The following is an 18,343-nucleotide window of genomic DNA, read 5'->3' as shown; positions in this document are numbered from 1 at the left end:
TGTCGCGCAAATGATGTTATCATAATTTTTTATAAAAGCCTTAAGATTCCTGTTAGAATTTATTATGATTATACGCCATCTTAGCGAAAATATTATTAATCAAATCGCCGCTGGTGAAGTTATTGAACGACCAGCAAATGTTGTCAAAGAACTTGTTGAAAACGCTATTGATGCTGGTGCAACACGCATCGAAATTATTACAGCAAATGGTGGAAAAAATTTTATAAAGGTGAGTGATAATGGTTATGGAATTCCTGCAGATCAGTTAACTTTAGCAGTTTCTCGCCATTGTACCTCAAAGATTACCGATGACGTACACAATATCTGCTTCCTTGGGTTTAGAGGAGAAGCCCTCCCCTCTATTGGTTCTGTTGCTAAACTTAAACTCATTTCACGAACAAAAGATGCTGAGAGCGCTGCTGAAATTTCCGTTACTGCAGGAAAAATTGTAGGACCCAAACCAGCTGCTGCAAACCTTGGAACAATTGTTGAAGTTCGTGATCTTTTCTTTGTCACGCCGGCACGATTAAAATTTATGAAAACCGATCGGGCTGAAACAAATGCTATTAGCGATATGATTAAGCGAATTGCTATCGCATTTCCACATATCCGCTTTTCTCTTTCAGGACTAGACAGAACATCTATGGAACTGTCCGCTACAGAAAATAATATTCAAGGACAATTGCAACGTATTACGCAAATTATGGGAAAAGAATTCGCCCCTAATAGCATCGCACTGAATGCTAAACGCGAAGCAGTGCGCTTAACGGGTTTTGCCTGTTTGCCATCCTTCAACCGAAATAACAGCCTTCATCAATTTGCTTATGTTAATGGGCGTCCCGTGCGTGATAAATTTCTATGGGGCGCTATCCGAGGCGCTTATGCTGATGTCATGACACGAGATCGTTATCCTGTCGCTATTCTCTTTATTGATCTCCCACCTGCTGAGGTAGATGTTAATGTACATCCAGCCAAAGCTGATGTACGATTCCGTGATCCAGGATTAATTCGTGGTTTGATCGTTGGAGCTATTCGTGAAGCATTACAGCAATCTGGTATTCGTCCTACTTCAACCCGTTCTGAAGCAACGCTAGCTGCATTTCAAATACAAAAACCATTGGCACAACAACCGTTAGGCAATTTTAAGAACACGTACCAGTCCTCTTCTTATAGCCCACAGCCTCATCATTTTGCCACCGCTTCAATGGTTCACAAACCATTGGATATTACTAGTTCTTCTGGTTTAAAAGAAGATGCTACTCCTATTATGGAGGGCTTAAATATACCAAGTGGAGATGCATACATTCCAAACACTACATCTTCATCAGAAGAGTTATCTTATCCATTAGGAGCGGCCAGAGCACAAATCCATAAAAACTATATTATCGCCCAAACACAAGATAGTTTGATCATTGTCGATCAGCATGCAGCTCACGAACGATTGGTTTATGAAGCACTCAAAAATGCACTTTATTCCAAACCGCTTCCTTCACAGTTATTACTTATTCCTGAAATTGTAGAACTCTCTGAAGAGGATGCAACATGCCTTTTAACCCACAAAGATGCTTTGCAAAAATTTGGATTAGGAATAGAACCATTTGGACCAGGAGCAATTGTTGTGCGTGAAACACCTTCCATGTTAGGAGAGATCAACGTCCAAGCCCTTATTAAAGATCTCGCAGATGAAGCCGCTGAATATGATACAACAAACAATTTAAAAGCAATGCTTGATTATGTTGCAGCAACGATGGCTTGTCACGGTTCAATACGGTCTGGGCGCCTTTTACACCCCGAAGAAATGAACACACTGTTGCGACAAATGGAGGCAATACCCAATACAAGTACATGTAATCATGGACGCCCTACTTATATTGAACTCAAATTGGCAGATATAGAACGGCTTTTTGGCAGAAAATAAACTCTTAACCATTTTGACAAGAAAAATATTTTTAAATTAACTCTCGACTTTATAATATATCTTATGGCACTTTTCCTGAATCTCTTGTATCAGTAAAAAGGAGTTATAATGTTTTCCGATAGTGAACGCGAAGCAAAAATTCATTATTCTAATAATGGATATGACATTATAGAATATGGTTCCTATACCATTTGTGCTGTTAGCGGACAAAAGATCCCTATAGATGATTTAAAATATTGGAATCATCACCGCCAAGAAGCATATGCTAGTTGTGAAATCTCCTATAAGCGCGAACTTGAGTGCAACCCATATCTCAAGCAATTGTTAAAAACAAAAGAAAAATAAACCCTCGAAAGCTATAAATTTAGCCTTTGCCTCTTAGACAAGAAAACTCAAGGGAACGTTTTCTAAAGCGGGTCATGACCTCCTCAAGGACTATGCGACAGAAGTCTTTTTGAACAAAATCGACATTCACATCAAAGACAATAAGATTTTTCAAATCTTTTTGCGTGTGAATTGTCTGTATACGGGTATAATCTTTAGCTGTTGTTGCTAGCCATAAATTGTGCATTTTAGCCTTTTGTATAAGGATTTTTAAATTTTCATCTGTGAAAAAATAGTGGTCTGGATATATGTAAGTTTGCACCACATGACCAGACAATTCTTTAATAGATTTAAAAAATTTATCTGGATTGCCAATCCCAGCAAATGCCAAAAATGATTTTCCTGAAACCTCATCAGAGGCACTGGCTTTAAGATGAGCACGATATAAAGGCTTTCCAGTACGAGACACAAGAAAAGCAACATTATCAGGCGCATCGGAGTGACCAACCAATAAAACACTATCCATAAAAGAAAATTGCGTTTTTAATGGTACGCGCAAAGGTCCTGCTGGAAAGACAGCTCCATTACCAAAACCGCGCATCGCATCAACAACGAGTAACGTATAATCCATATAAAGACGGCGACTTTGAAATCCGTCATCCATTAAAATAAGATTACATCCCTCTTTTTTCAGCCGTTGTGCCGCTGCATAACGATTAGGTGATACAGCTACCAAAGCATGCCGTGCAAGTAAAAGTGCCTCATCTCCAACATTGTGTGGAGTATCATATTTCTCATTTACAAGATGTACCCCTTTAACTGATCCACCATAACCACGTGATACAACACCAGGTACGAAACCAAGTTCTTTAGCCACTTTGGTAAAAGCAATAACAACCGGCGTTTTACCCGCACCGCCACATGTAAAATTTCCAATACACAAAACTGGCAAATCAATCACGGGAGGCTGTCTTGCCATAAAACGACTTGAAAAATAACCATACCCCCATGAAACTGGAGCTAATACAAAACGCAAAAAGCTTTTATTTTTCCACCAAAAATGGGGGGCGCTAATATGCATATCTACCCTGACGCTGACGTAAACCTGTTTGTATTACAAGGGGTTGTAAAAATGGATCTAAAATCTTTAATGTGCGCTCAAGTGCACCTGCCATATTTGTCGCCACTTCATGAGCCTTATCAACCATTTCTTGTCGCAATGTTTCATTTGTTAAAAGCTTATACACCTGAATAGCAAGCTGTTTTGTATCTTGAACCATATATGCTGCATCATGCGTTAAAAATTGTTCGAACATCTCTTGAAAATTTGAAACATGGGGCCCTGTCAAAATAGCGGAACCAAGCAAAGCCAATTCCAATGGATTGTGTCCACCATTTCCACATAACGACTTACCAACGAAAGAAACTTTCGATAAGCGAAGAAAAAGACCCATTTCTCCAATTGTATCTCCCCATAAAATATCGGTATTCATGTTTGGAACAGCATCTCTACTCCTACGAATAAAACGTAATCCCTTATTGTCGCATTTTCTGATAAGATCTTCTGAACGTTCAGGATGACGAGGCACAATAATTGTTAATAAATCTGGCAAATAATTTTTAACAATCTTATGGACCTCAAAAGCAATTTCCTCTTCCCCTTCATGCGTTGAAACAGCTGCCCAAACTGGGCGATTGCCGATAGCATTACGATAACGTGCAAGCAATGCTTGATTTTCAACCAGAAAAACATCAGCCTTGAGATTACCAGAAAACGTAACAGATTTTACGCCAAGTGTATGGTAATAAGCTACATCTCTTTCGTTTTGACCAATCGCCAAATCAATATCCTTAAAAATATGTTTGGCAAGAACGCGTCGTTTTTGCCAAGCTTTAAAAGAACGTTCAGACATATGGGCATTAACCAAAATCTGCGGAATACGCATTTTTGCAAGTTCTTTAATACGAAGGGGCCAAATTTCTGATTCACAAATCAAGACGAGATCAGGCTTCCAATGACTAATAAAACGGCGCACTGCAAAATCTAAATCCAAAGGAGCATATTGATGAATCAACCTATTACCAAAATGTTTTTTCACAAGAGTAGAAGATGTTACAGTCCCAGTTGTCATTAATACATTGATTTTTAATGATAAAATATAGTTTACAAGTGGAACAAGTGCAAGTGTTTCTCCAACACTTGCTGCATGCAACCAAACTAACGAACCTTGGGGACGTACATGAGAACTTTTACCTAAACGCTCTTTTTTGCGACACCACTCTTCTTTTCCACGAATAGCACGAAAGAACAAATAAAAAGGAATAACAGGACATAAGAAAAAACCAATCATCCGATAGCTTAAAAGAGCCGTATGTGCCTTTAATTCTACCATTTAAATCACCTCATCCAGCTACTTTAAGATATCTATATGCTTATTTTGTTAAAAAATTCATCAACACTATTAGTTACATCCATATTTTTTTAATATCATCCATATCTTGAATAAAAAACGCTTCACCCATGAGAAAATTCAATACATAAAGGACAAAAAACGTAATTTTATCGCCATATTTTTTTTAAATTTTCCTATAAAGATAACATATACAGATTATTTAAATCTCTTTTAATGAAATTTTGTATCACTTCATTCTGCACCCTATGAAAAGTCTTACTCAAAAAATAACAAAGCTACATTTCAGTCGATTATAATTTTGAGAATATAAATGATAAATATCATACAACCTATAACATAGATTATATCAATTTTTTTCAGCTCACTGAATAAATACTTCTTATGATTTTAGTAAAAATTTGAATTTTGCACGTTGATATTTTAGAGAAAAAACTTATTTTTACATATGTTAGGTATTATCAATTTTTCAAAAAATAATCCATATAAATATTACAACCTATATAAATACAACAAATAAAATATGTTTAAAAGAAAGCCCAATCTCTATAATTTCATTTCAATAAAATGAATATGTAAAACTAATCTTAAAAAAACTTTTGAGCGGTATAAAGTTCTCATTTTAAATTGTGATATAATCTCTTAAAGGTAATCCAGAAAAATCTAATCTTGTTTAATAGAAAATTTCTTAAAAGTCTTAAAGCAATTTAAATAAGAGTTTTCAAAATTTTAAATCCTCTCTTTTCAGGAAATCGCATGGTATATTATTCCTTTTAAGGTTGTATATAATCAACGCAAAATGATTAATTTATAGATTGTAGTTTTAAACGAGTACTCAAGAAATCCTTATGAGGTAAATTAACTTCATCAATCTATTCAGTTTTTCTAAGTTTCTAATTTTGGTAAGTTTCTAACGACTTTCATGGTTTCTAAGCTTATAGTGATAACTTGTTGGAAAAATTCCAATGGATAAGTAGGGAGTGCTAATAATCTCAACGAAGTAGTAATTGGTATCATTAATAATGCTACTCTTTTTATTAATCTGAACGCATTAATGTTTCATACTCCATTCAAAAGCAGAGTGACTATTCACAATATAATCATAAACTTCGAGTGATCGCTCGTCATGATAATATTGCTGTTGTAAATAGGTTAATAGAACTGTCTTGAATTTTTATTAAGCGTAAAGATGGTGGTATAACAATGGATTTTATACCTTGCACGGACACCATTATGAAATGTGCTTGGGTGCCTTGAAAGATGTTTCCTTAAGAAAACATATGAATTTTAAATAACAAGCATATTTTTTTACGGCATTCTATTTTACCCAAAGAACGTACCTATGAAAAGGACGACTAAACAAAAGCGTGAAACAATCTACAAGCTATGATGACCAAATATTCAAGCTTTATTCTACATCGCCTAACTCAGCATCAAGACACTGATGCAAATCTACAATGTAATAACGTTGTAATGCATTATCTACACTGCTTTGTGCTTTTGCCTGCCATGCTTCTTTAGCCGATTGATAATCTGAGAAAATACCAACCACATCTAAATCATCAGGATTCTTAAATTGATTACTGTTAAGATTTTTTAATTCCCCACCAAATACAAGATGTAAATATTGTTTTTTTTCTTTGGTTTCAGTCATATGTGCCTCTATATCATTTAGATTATTTTAGCGTGCTTTTACGTGATTAAACTAACTTTGTTTGACGAACAACACCTATCATATCTTGACAGCAATTATTTTTACCAGCAATTAAAAGTCCATATTGGTAAGGTTCAATTCCATAAGATAGTAAAGGGGCATCAAGCGATAAAAAACACCCTCCACACTCCTGCAAAATAAGGTCAGCAGCGGCAATATCCCATTCATGACAATTCGGACGAACTAATACGATATCAATTTCATCTTGAGCAACAAGGACAATACGATAAGCAAGAGAAGGAAGATAATGGTAAAGACTAACTCGATTGAGAAAATCATCTGGTAATTTTTGTGCGAGCGATTTATCAAGCGAAATTTTATATTTTCGATGCCCCCCCGAAGTTAAACGAGGAAGTTTTACCCCATTTAATGTTGCCCCTCCACCCGTTACAGCTGCATAAATGTCTCCTTGAGCCGGACATTGTAGAACGCCCACAATAGGACGCCCATTCTCAATAATGGCAACCGAAATACACCAATAAGGACTGCCAGAAAGAAAACCTCGTGTTCCATCAATAGGATCAACCACAAAGGAGCGTTCATAATCTTGTTGTTCTCGATTATCTTTTGTTTCTTCTGAAATCCATCCATAATTTGGACGCGCTCCAAGAAGCTTCTCTTTCAAAAAATGATCAACAGCAAAATCTGCCTCACTGACCGGTGAATTACCTTCTTTAATCCAAACATCCAACGTGCATCCAAAATACCGCATTGCTAAATCTCCTGCCTCTCGACAAACATCACGCAAAAGATTTAAATCAGAAGAATGATGCGTGTTATTTTCCTGCAAGTGTCATCCCTTCAATTAACAATGTTGGAGCCGCCGTACCATAACGCCGATCAATATCATTGGCAGGTGTTAAATGTGCTAACATATGAAGCAAATCAGAACCTAGCGTTACTTCACTCACTGGATAAGCAATTTCACCATTTTCAATCCAAAAACCGGAAGCCCCACGACTATACTGACCAGTAATAAAATCAATGCCATGACCGAATAATTCGGTCACATAAAATCCATTTCGCAAATCTTTTATCATATCACAAGGCGATACTAAACCTGGTTCAATAGCAAAATTTGTACTTGTCGGCTGCACTAATGATGCCGAACGCACACCGCGTCCATTTGTTTTAAGTCCCAATTCACGTGCTGTAGCTGATGAAAGAAGCCAATTTTTTAAAATACCATTTTCAATAATATTGAGTGCTTGCCCCTCTACCCCTTCTCCATCAAAAGGATGAGAAGCATTTCCACGTAATCGCAAAGGTTGATCGGTTACATTAACATTAGGCTTCATCACTTCCTTGCCTAGGAAATTCTGTAAAAGACTTGTTTTACGAGCCACAGAGGCTCCATTGACCATAGATGCGATATGCCCTGCAATTCCGCGAGCCGTACGCGGATTAAAAATAACATCAACACCCCCAGTCGCCGCACGAACTGCACCCAAACGTCGAACAGCACCAAACCCTGCATTCTTTCCAACAGTTTCTGCTGCCTCTAAATCAGAAAAATGTAAGGCTGTTGTATAATCATAATCCCGCTCCATTTGTGTTCCTTCACCTGCAAGAGCACTACAAGAACGTGAAAAACAACTGGAGCGATAGGCTCCACAAAAACCATCGCTGGTCACAAGAATAAACCCACTACGGCCATAAGCTGTTGCAGCGCCACCAGAATTACTTACACCTTTAACATCAAGAGCTGCTGCCTCTGTTTTTAAAGCATCTTCTGTTAAAAAATGACTACTTGGCACAAAATCATCAAAAAGATCAAGATCTTTAGGAGACTTAACCAGACACTCTTTATCTGCCAAACCTTCAAATAAACTATCGGGAGAAGCTTTAGCCATCGCAACAGCACGTTCCGCAAGTTCTTGCGGATAAGACGCTAAATTAGCAGAAACACTTGCTACTTTTTTTCCAACAAAAACCCTTAGAGTAAAATCATTGCTCTCTGCTGCTTCTGTTGATTCGACTTTCCCAAAACGCACTGATACACTGGTAGAATGAGCATGAACAATAACGGCATCAGCAGCATCTGCCCCAGAACGCCTTGCTGCTTCAACCAATGAAACAGCTTTCTCAATCTGGTTTTTGTCAGTCATTATAGACTCCCTGAAATATTTTATTATTTACATTGATAAGCACTCTGACAAATTTATATAAATCAGAATATACTCTTGTATGTTTATTCATAAGATTACGCATATTTCATGCATTTTTTTCTTTTAATGCATCGAATAATTTCCCTTTTAGCTTCTTTATGAAAAGACGCAGTATGTCGTAAAATTTCTTTAGTTTCAAGATTTCTCATTGCCCCTTATCATTTTAGAAAACCCAATCTGTACTGATAATCAAATCAACCGAAAACTTGGCAATCAACAAAAGACCTAGCAATAACACTTGAATTTAAGTCAAAATCCTCAAAAATTCGAAAAGCATAAAACGACTTAAGTCACAAGCCTTATGTCCTCTGGATAGTGAAATAACTTCCTTCATTCCTATAGCACTCTTTAATTTCCAAGCAAGAATCAAGAAAATGCCTTATATTTGTGTATACTTCTTTGCTTCTATAAACTCTCTCACAATAAGATGGCAATCTTGTAAACAAAAAGACATAAACGGAATAAAAAATTTTTCCTTTCATTATGGTTTCAACAAAATGAGCAGTCATAAACTTCTTTACCCTCATGGACGTGGTATCACAAAGAACTCATTTTTTATATTTATCAGAAATAAGTTATAATCATAACATTCTCTCTCGTTTCTAATACGTCTAATCGAGAGCATCTCATTTTTTCATGCGGCATCCTTAATCGGTTATTTTGTTATTAAACAGGCATAATTTGACTGACTTCTTTTTCCTAAAATAAAAGTTCCAAAATACAGGATAGATTTTGATTTAAGAACTATACTCTTTCCCTTCCATTAAAAAATAAAGAAGCGTAGTATTGTCATAAAATGATAATTAATAAAACTTTTATATGAAACTCAACGTTGTATCTATCTTTCAATTCAATCTGCAATAAGCGTATTCTTCCAATTAATTTTGGCAAGTTTATCGCTCATAATTGTTTTAATAGATACAAAAATATTTGCAGAAACTGGGATATCTGTGCGCATTTTAAAAAATCGCTTTTTTAAACATTTAAACCAAATACATACAACGATACGAGATTAATTTTTACGAAAATTAAGGGAGGTTTTATTTTATCATCTAGAGCCTTTTAGAACTTCCACTCTCTAGAAAAGTGATCATCTTTTAATCAAAAAAACACTTTGATTTATAATCATAATTGATCGTTTTGTAATTTGCATAAAAGAATCAAATATCATTAAATTTTCTCCATTTTAAACTTATTTATGTTGAGGAAATCACAACTATTTGCTCTCACATCATGAATAGAGGTAATATTGATAAAACCTATTTAAGAAGAAGTCAAAATGCCTTTTATGAATGCTCCCAAATCAAAAACTATCGCAATACTAGAAACTGGCAAATATCATGACAATATCGACCTCAGATTCACAAGAGCAGAAATAAGCTTCTACAACTTTCTTTATTTTCAGTAAAAATGCGCACCTTATAAGCTTTTATATATTGAATAAAATTCAATGACTTTTATAAGATCTTTGGTGCAAAATTAATTTTCTCAGATGATTTGACTCGATTTCAACGACTAATGAAAAAACAAATCATAGCTCATCGATTTGCTATGTACTCATAACAAATTTTATTCTAACAAGACTAAGGTTTCTGCGCCTTTGTAAAGGTATTAACTTCTTTATAAATGCACCCCCTTACGAGATGATTTTGTTTTCAGTAAGAGCACGTCTGCTCATTTCAATCATTGCATCCCGAAGATGTAACTTAATTTTTGACCCAATAATCATTCCAAAGAAAGGAGAAAATAAACCAGACATGGTTACAGTATGACGAATTTTGTTATTTGAAGAACCCGATTTTGTTGAACAAATATATTCATGATCAAAACTCATACGTGTAAAAGGAAGTTTAGCATAATCAGAAAAGAAAACATTTTTTATAACTTTATCAAGTGTAAAAGTTACTGTAGGTCCCTTTCTAGGTTTCATGCGTCCTGTAGCCCCTTCTTTGAAAGGACCAGAAAGTTCTACCCACTCAAGTTCACTATCCCAACAAGGCCATGATGACACATCTTCCCATATAGCCCAAATTTGCTCAGCACTCGCTTCTGTGTTAATTTCTTCGCTATATATCCATTTAAACATGATAATCTTCCCTGTTTTAGAAATCATTTAGTTTTATTGCTTAAGAATAATATAAAAATTATTCTTAAAAATGTAATAACGATAACACACTTAATACTTTCAGATTTACTTAATATAATGATTAACTCACTAAGCGATATTAATAAAATAAACACACAAATGTTCAGTATAAATGAACACTATTGTCTACCTTAAATAGAAAATATCTGTTTTAAGTTCATACAATAACAAAGATAAAAGTTACGCACTATTTAGGATATAAATGCAGACTGCATAGTTGAAAGCTTTCAGCTGCTAATGAGATGTTGATGATTAATGTGCAGCCGAAAGAAATGAGACAAAAAGGTATCATAACTGTTGTCGTGAAATATATATCCTATTGGAGAAAAAACATTCATCGGTAGTAAAGCTAATAATACACTAAAGCTTTGACAATGTGTTACACTTTTAATGTAGATGAAATTAACAAATCAGCATATAACTTACAAAAATTAGCAGCAATACATACTGCTAATTTAGGTCTAATAGCATTATACCTCAAAGCAATTTTTGGCTAGACAAAAGAACAGATGGCCCCTCTATATTAAAGGGCGTATATTGTAAAAACTCGCTCTTGAGGCTATAAAAAACTTCAAAAAAAATAAGAGATTGAGACAAAAAACATAATGAAATAAAAATTCATCAATTTCTTTAACATCAAAATCTTTTATTTACTTTCTGCTTAACCTTTTAAAAACCATATAAAATGAAGAAAACTGTAAAGAAGCATTTTTTCATCCTACCGGATAAAAACAAGAACTTTCTCAAGATGTAAGCGATCGTAATTTATAGAGACGGATTGCTGTCTCACCATAAAAACGCTCATCATCTAGATAAAAGACGTCAGGTAAATGAATCATTGTATCTTTCTTTTCTTCAAGTATGAAAAGTGTATCAGCTTTTGCCCACCCCCCTCGCAAAGCTTCTACGAAAGCACGTTCCCCTAAACAACGGCTATAGGGAGGATCAGCGCAGATAACATCAAATGGAAGCATAGTGCCAATATTGCCAAGTTTGGTCGCATCGCGACGCAAAATCCGTCCTATCGACTGTAATTCAAAGGCTTCTATATTTTTTTGAAGCAACGCCCGCCCCTCAACCGAGTTTTCAACAAAAACAGCCGCCTTTGCTCCACGTGAAAGTGCTTCGATGCCTAAAGCACCAGTACCAGCAAAAAGATCAAGAATACGTTTATTGGTCCAAAATTGTTCTTCACGGCTAGAAAGAATATTAAAAAGGCTTTCACGTGTACGATCACTCGTTGGGCGAATCGACTGATTAACAGGCGAAAACAAAACACGACCAGCAAATTTACCGCCTATGATCCGCAAGTGAGCCTCCAAATCGCTTCGAAGTTTTTGCACCATCCCTATGTGGTTTAGATTTTTTCATAGCACCACCAAACGATTTTACCTTTTTCTTTCTGTCAAAAGAATGCTCCTCATGTCCACTTTTTATCATGTTCTCTTTATCCTTGAAAAAGCGATCTTTCTTACCAAAGGGATGCGTCTCGTCATAAGATGTTTTGCCACGTTTTTGAACAAAACTTCCCCTCTTCTCTTTGTGTGACGGACTTTCTTTTAGTTTTTCCTTGCCTCGATGAAAGGATTTTTTACCATCCAAACCGCTCTTATGATCATGCGATTTCTCCTCACTATAGGAAGGCTTTCTACGTGTACTCTGGGGACGCGCACCAGGAGCCATCCAAACATTAGCACGGCGAGAACGCGGTAGAAAACGCTCTGCTTTTCCTTCCTCACTTTTCTCCTTCTTTACATTCTCATGAGACTTTGTACTTAATTGCGCGCGACTATGTTCAACAGAACCATCTCTTGGTCGGCGCCGTATCGCCCTTTCACTTGAGAAAACCCAACCATCATTTGCAACAGAAAGATCTTTCTGGCTTTGCTTTTCTGCAACAACTGCAGAATTTGAAAAGGGTTTCAGAATAGGAGCATCAAAATCTGCATTGGCTTGCATAATCAAACGCTCCCCCAACTGATCTCGTAACATCCGCCCTTTTAACTCTTGCACGGCTCCTTCTTCTAAATCAGAGAGATGAAATGGACCATAGGATACACGGATTAATCGATTAACTGATAATCCCAATGCCCCTAAAACATTCTTTATTTCACGATTTTTTCCTTCACGCAAAGCGACAGAAAGCCATACATTCGACCCTTGTTCACGTTCAATTGATGCTTCAATCGAACCATAAAAAATACCATTAATCGCAATACCATTTTTAAGGTTATCCAGCGCACTCTGTTTTACTCTTCCATGAGCACGGACGCGATATTTGCGGACCCATCCTGTTACAGGAAGCTCTAATACACGCGCTAAGCCACCATCATTGGTTAAAAGCAAAAGACCTTCCGTGTTAATGTCAAGCCTTCCAACAGAAAGAACACGCGGCATTCCTTTTGGTAAGTTACTAAATACTGTAGGTCTGCCTTCAGGATCACGGTTCGTGGTGACAAGGCCTGCTGGCTTATGGTAAAGCCATAAACGCGTTCGTTCTATAGGAGGTAAAGGTTTGCCATCAACTTTAATAACATCAGAGCGGCTAACATTAAAAGCAGGCGTTGTCACGACTGTACCATTCACAGAAATACGACCTGCAACAATCATCATTTCTGCATCTCGACGCGAAGCAATACCAGCACGCGCTAACCTTTTAGCAATTCGTTCACTCTCATTATTTTCATTCATTTGCGTTTCAAACCAATCTTTGCCAGTATGTTCAGAAAATTATTCACATGCACCATACCGCTTATCCTGAAAAAGGAAGTAGCATAATCATTTATCATTTTCTATCCTTTAACGACAATAATGTATCTGTCGACTTGCAAGTTTGTTTTAAACTCTTTAAAAATAGAGGTATTCCTTTCATTATAAAAGCGTAATAAATTATTCATTCCATAGCATTCCTTATCGAGATAACCTTTAGATTTTCTATACCTTCAGTAGAAAGAATATTATGACTTTGACGCCCATGGAAATAGCCCTTTTAGAAGCGCAAGGGGCTGCAAAAAAAGATGAAGTTCCCGTAGGTGCTGTCATTACACGTGGAAAAGCTATCATTGCACGCGCTGGTAACTTTATAAAATCTGCATATGACCCTACAGGACACGCAGAAATGCGCGCAATCCGTATGGCTTGCAAAACATTGCAAAGCGAAAGGCTTCCTGATTGCGATCTTTATGTAACACTTGAGCCTTGTGCTATGTGTGCTGCTGCCATTTCATTTGCACGCATACGACGTCTCTATTATGCAACAAATGATCCCAAAGGGGGTGCTATAGAAAATGGTCCACGTTTTTATCAGCAACCAACCTGTCATCACAAACCTGACATTTATTCTGGTTTTAAAGAAAAAGAAGCTGCTCAATTACTTAAAGATTTTTTTGTACAAAAGCGATACTAAAAAAAATTCTTCTTCCATAACTTTCACTCTTTAAAAACTATCCTATTTCTCAAACAAGACTATTAATACTTCTGATATATATAGCAAAAGCTACTTCAAAGCATTTTTTCTCTCTTTTAATCCTGCATATTGCTTCTACTAGATGATACATTCATTCATAAGAATAATTCATTATTTTATATAATAAAATATAAAGTCCAACATATCGTAGATATACTCTCATTTCAAATTACATTGAAGCAATAAAAATCACTTTCTTGCATATCATAAGCGGGATTATCGTCTAGATAAAGAACGTTTTAGAAAAGATTAAAAATGTCTCTTATGAAGGCTCTCAAATGCAAGAATTGTCGCAACATTGGAGTCTGGAAAATAAAATGATGGTATCAGATTTCTCCTTCCTAAGCATAAAGATGGTGAAGCTCAATAGATTTTACGTTATACTATCCACATAAGCGATGTTGTAAAATGAGCTTGAGAAATTCTTCGTGTTAGGAAACGCATAATGACTCTCTCGATGCTGTTGTCATATTGCTATTTCATGAGAATAACGCCCCTCCTACAGCAGCATTATAACTGTGAGTGAATAAAAGCTTGGTATCATAAGTAATTGGAAAAATACTTTACTTTAAATATTTTGTCTTTTCCCTATCGACCAATAGGTGCAGTTTTCGCCGGTTGGCGATAACTTAAAGGTGGTTCAGTGAGGTAGCGACGGTATTTTGAACTTCCAACTTGTGCTCTCTGACGACGTAAATATTCCTGTCGTTGCTTTGCATTCAACTGTGAAGGATTTTCTGAACCAGCACCATTAACTGACGATCCTTTGTGAGGAAAAGGAGTATTTCCTTGATGCTTCTTCGATGCTGCCATTTCATTGACAGATCTATCTTGTTGCGGCACCGGCAAAAATCCGCGCGAACTAGGGCTTGGTATTACAAGTTTTGGATGAGGTTTCATAACAATCTGGCTGCTGTTATTTGTTGGTGTTAATGAAGTAATATTAGCAACATCTTCAAAAAACTGTATCGAAACTGGTTTATCGGTACCATAGGTAGGAGCGGATAAATTGCATCCCGTCAAAACAAAGCACATCCCTAAAATTCCTATTGGAAATATTTTTATTTCACGTTTTCTCACTGCCTATTCCATTCCCTAGGTGTATGGCTGATTAATATTCCCGTTATTTATGAGAGAACGGTCCATACACAAATTTCCCCCCTGCAGATAAAACAACGGAATTTTTCTCGTACCACAAAAAACTATATTCATCAATATGAGAAATTTACTTGCATTTCTTTCCTTTAATCTAAAATTTTAAATCTTGCCAAGAATCTGCAATTCCCGCAAAGCAGCTGCATCACGAGCAGATACATCCGGATAGGCAGGATCACTCCCAACATCTTGTGTATAACGCCATGATCGAGCACATTTTTTTCCTAATGCCTTCTCTGGATATACACCAACACCTTCAACATCACTCAAAGTAAAAGCATCAGAAGGTATTGTATCCTGCGTAATTGTGAGTGCACTGGTAATACAGATCTCCGCCATATCCACATTTTCTAATGCTTCCCGTAAAGCCGGATTGGAAATAAAAACAATAGGAGCGGCTTCTAACGAGGATCCAATACGCTTATCAACGCGCTCAAGCTCTAAAGCACCTGTGACAACTTTACGGACCTGCCGAATTTTTTTCCAACGCTCAGACAAAGATTGGTTTTGCCATTCTTCTGGTACAGAGCGAAATTGTTCCAAATGCACCGATTGGCTTTCTGGGTAACGCTCTAACCAAGCTTCCTCCATAGTAAAAGGTAACATTGGAGCAAGCCATGTTACCATACGCTCAAAAATCTCACGGACAACCTGCAAGGAGGCCTTGCGTTTTTTTGATGAAGGCGCATCACAATAAAGAGAATCCTTGCGGATATCAAAATAAAATGCCGATAACTCAATGATTGAAAAATCCAATAATGCACGCATAATCTTTTTAAAATCAAATTCATCGTAAGCGCGATTAATCAACTGATCAAGTTCAAAAAGCCTATGCAATATAAATTTTTCAAGATCCGGCAGTGCGCCATAAGATATTTCTTCTCCATCATCATATGCTAAAGTTCCAAGCATCCAACGAATTGCATTGCGTAGTTTACGATACGAATCCACATTTGTTTGAAGAATTTTTTTGCCTAAACGCTGATCTTCCCAATAATCAGTTGTCATAACCCAGAGACGAAAAATATCAGCTCCAGATGTTTTAATGATCTCTTGCGGAACAACCGTATTGCCTAAAGATTTAGACATTTTCTTACCATTCTCATCCAAAGTAAAACCGTGTGTGATCACTGCCTTATAGGGAGAGCAAGCACGCGTACCACAGCTTTCCAAAAGAGAAGATTGGAACCATCCGCGATGTTGATCTGAACCTTCAAAATAAACATCAGCAGGCCATTTCAAATCCGCCCTATCTTCCAACACAAAGCTATGGCTTGCTCCAGAATCAAACCAAACATCCAAAATATCATAAACCTGTACCCAAGGCTCATGTGCACGCTCACCTAAAAAACGTTCACGTGCTCCTTCAGCAAACCATGCATCTGCCCCTTCTGCTTCAAAAGCCCGTAAAATACGCTCGTTCACACCTTCATCTTTTAGAATAACACCATCCTCATTCGCAAAAATACAAATAGGAACACCCCAAGAACGCTGACGAGAAAGAACCCAATCAGGACGATCTTCTATCATAGAAGCTAGGCGGTTTTGACCAGAAGACGGCACAAAACGCGTTTTTGAAACAGCTTCCAAAGCCCGACTACGTAAAGTTGAACCATCCCCAAAATCTTTATCCATTGAAATAAACCATTGTGGTGTATTGCGAAAAATAACGGGTTTTTTTGAACGCCAACTATGGGGATAGGAATGCTTTAAACGCCCCCGTGCAAACAATCGATCTGCTTTAATTAAAGCGTTAATGACCTCTTTATTGGCATCACCCATTTTTCCATTATCATCAATAACACGCGCAGGTCCTCCTTCACGATCTGGTCCTAAACCTGGAACATCTTTCGTATAGAACCCTGCATCATCAACAGGAAACGGTATAGACGTATCAATCCCCGTTTGCTCCAGTAAGGACTTATAATCATTCCAAATTTCAAAGTCCTCACGCCCATGGCTTGGTGCTGTATGGACAAAACCTGTACCAGCACTCTCTGTTACGTGCGAACCATCAAGCAATGGAATTTTAAAGTTATACCCCCCAGCCAAACCTTTGAGTGGATGAGAAAGAACAAGAGCTTTCAATTCTTCAGCAGAAATAACACGCAAACGCTTCAAAACAAGTTTGGCTTTTTCTGCACAAATCATTGCTAAAGCGTCTGCAAAGAGAAGCTTTTCTCCCACTTGAGGACCAAAATCATTTTCAGCACTTTCAACTTCGTAAATACCATAAGAAATCTGTGAAGAATAACTCACTGCACGATTGCTTGGAATTGTCCACGGCGTTGTTGTCCAAATGACGACATAAGCACCATATAAATCATCAGAATTTGCTTCAAAAACAGGAAACTTAACCCAAAGCACCTCTGATTCATGATCATGATATTCAATCTCAGCCTCTGCCAAAGCCGTACGCTCTACAACAGACCACATCACCGGCTTGGAACCACGATAGATCTGATCTGACATAGCAAATTTTATCAATTCACTGGCAATGCGTGCTTCTGCATGGAAAGCCATTGTAGTATAAGGCGTGTTAAAATCTCCCATGACACCAAGGCGTTTAAATTCTTCACTTTGAACGGTTACCCAATGCTGTGCAAATTCACGGCATTCTTGACGAAACTCGTTAAGCGGTACCTCATCCTTATTTTTTCCTTGTGCTCGATATTTTTCTTCAATTTTCCATTCAATTGGAAGCCCATGGCAATCCCAACCAGGTACATAATTTGCATTAAAACCGCGCATTTGGAATGAACGGACAACCACATCCTTTAAAACTTTGTTTAAAGCATGCCCAATATGAATATGTCCATTTGCATAAGGTGGACCATCATGAAGAATATAAAATGGACGATCTTTTGCTTGTTGGCGCAATTGCGCATAAAGCCCCATATTTTCCCAACGCGCCATCAATTCAAGCTCTTTTTGCGGAAGCCCTGCACGCATAGGAAAATTTGTCTGTGGGAGATAAAGAGTTTTTGAATAATCTATTGTTTCATTTTTCACAGTCATTGTGAAATATTCCTGTCCACTTT

General features: G+C 37.0%; 13 protein-coding genes and 1 pseudogene. 3 read left to right on the top strand and 11 right to left on the bottom strand.

The genetic code is table 11. The features are described from left to right. The first annotated feature begins 64 nt into the window (after positions 1-64). Both mutL and ACFIJR_RS05750 read left to right on the top strand, forming a co-directional pair. Positions 65-1,918 (top strand): DNA mismatch repair endonuclease MutL, encoded by a 1,854-nt coding sequence (gene mutL / locus ACFIJR_RS05755; protein ID WP_375653801.1) that lies wholly within the window; start codon positions 65-67, stop codon positions 1,916-1,918. A gap of 108 nt (positions 1,919-2,026) precedes the next feature. Then, positions 2,027-2,263: a DUF2093 domain-containing protein gene (locus ACFIJR_RS05750; protein ID WP_375625714.1), complete on the top strand. Its 237-nt coding sequence runs from the start codon at positions 2,027-2,029 to the stop codon at positions 2,261-2,263. A gap of 19 nt (positions 2,264-2,282) precedes the next feature. Here the strand turns inward: ACFIJR_RS05750 and lpxK are convergent, their stop codons facing one another. From lpxK to ACFIJR_RS05705, 9 genes and pseudogenes are all read right to left on the bottom strand, one after another. Then, entirely contained in the window at positions 2,283-3,323 is a 1,041-nt protein-coding gene (gene lpxK, locus ACFIJR_RS05745; protein ID WP_375626841.1) for a tetraacyldisaccharide 4'-kinase, read from the bottom strand. Further along, positions 3,313-4,635 (bottom strand): lipid IV(A) 3-deoxy-D-manno-octulosonic acid transferase, encoded by a 1,323-nt coding sequence (gene waaA / locus ACFIJR_RS05740; protein ID WP_375626839.1) that lies wholly within the window; start codon positions 4,633-4,635, stop codon positions 3,313-3,315. The genes lpxK and waaA overlap by 11 nt, the downstream gene beginning before the upstream one ends. 903 nt (positions 4,636-5,538) lie before the next feature. Next, positions 5,539-5,802 (bottom strand): annotated as a pseudogene (locus tag ACFIJR_RS05735) (type ISP restriction/modification enzyme); the annotation flags it as partial. A 259-nt stretch (positions 5,803-6,061) separates the two neighbouring features. Next, the gene (locus tag ACFIJR_RS05730) at positions 6,062-6,307 is read right to left on the bottom strand and encodes a DUF4170 domain-containing protein (RefSeq protein ID WP_375626837.1); all 246 of its coding nucleotides are present in this window, start codon (positions 6,305-6,307) and stop codon (positions 6,062-6,064) included. A 46-nt stretch (positions 6,308-6,353) separates the two neighbouring features. After that, positions 6,354-7,157 carry a 3'(2'),5'-bisphosphate nucleotidase CysQ gene (locus tag ACFIJR_RS05725; protein ID WP_375626835.1) on the bottom strand — a complete coding sequence of 268 codons (804 nt, stop codon included), beginning with the start codon at positions 7,155-7,157 and terminating at the stop codon, positions 6,354-6,356. Continuing rightward, positions 7,144-8,475: a TldD/PmbA family protein gene (locus tag ACFIJR_RS05720; protein WP_375626833.1), complete on the bottom strand. Its 1,332-nt coding sequence runs from the start codon at positions 8,473-8,475 to the stop codon at positions 7,144-7,146. Before ACFIJR_RS05720 ends, ACFIJR_RS05725 begins: the two co-directional genes overlap by 14 nt. A 1,696-nt stretch (positions 8,476-10,171) precedes the next feature. Further along, positions 10,172-10,621, bottom strand: a complete 450-nt coding sequence (locus tag ACFIJR_RS05715; protein WP_375626831.1) for a hypothetical protein — start codon at positions 10,619-10,621, stop codon at positions 10,172-10,174. A gap of 803 nt (positions 10,622-11,424) precedes the next feature. Next, entirely contained in the window at positions 11,425-11,991 is a 567-nt protein-coding gene (rsmD, locus tag ACFIJR_RS05710; protein ID WP_375625702.1) for a 16S rRNA (guanine(966)-N(2))-methyltransferase RsmD, read from the bottom strand. Continuing rightward, complete coding sequence (locus tag ACFIJR_RS05705) at positions 11,972-13,372, bottom strand: pseudouridine synthase (RefSeq protein WP_375626829.1); 1,401 nt, start codon at positions 13,370-13,372, stop codon at positions 11,972-11,974. Before ACFIJR_RS05705 ends, rsmD begins: the two co-directional genes overlap by 20 nt. A gap of 268 nt (positions 13,373-13,640) precedes the next feature. Between ACFIJR_RS05705 and ACFIJR_RS05700 the strand changes: the two genes are divergently transcribed. Then, positions 13,641-14,087 (top strand): nucleoside deaminase, encoded by a 447-nt coding sequence (locus tag ACFIJR_RS05700; RefSeq protein ID WP_375625699.1) that lies wholly within the window; start codon positions 13,641-13,643, stop codon positions 14,085-14,087. 648 nt (positions 14,088-14,735) lie between these two features. Here the strand turns inward: ACFIJR_RS05700 and ACFIJR_RS05695 are convergent. Then, positions 14,736-15,227 carry a hypothetical protein gene (locus ACFIJR_RS05695; protein ID WP_375625697.1) on the bottom strand — a complete coding sequence of 164 codons (492 nt, stop codon included), beginning with the start codon at positions 15,225-15,227 and terminating at the stop codon, positions 14,736-14,738. 177 nt (positions 15,228-15,404) lie between these two features. Next, positions 15,405-18,320 carry an isoleucine--tRNA ligase gene (ileS, locus tag ACFIJR_RS05690; protein ID WP_375626826.1) on the bottom strand — a complete coding sequence of 972 codons (2,916 nt, stop codon included), beginning with the start codon at positions 18,318-18,320 and terminating at the stop codon, positions 15,405-15,407. Positions 18,321-18,343 lie beyond the last annotated feature (23 nt).

Origin of the sequence: Bartonella sp. OD88NMGDW (genome assembly GCF_042193775.1) — a bacterium.
Taxonomy (GTDB): Bacteria; Pseudomonadota; Alphaproteobacteria; order Rhizobiales; family Rhizobiaceae; genus Bartonella; species Bartonella grahamii.
This window is presented reverse-complemented; position numbering and strand designations above follow the sequence as displayed.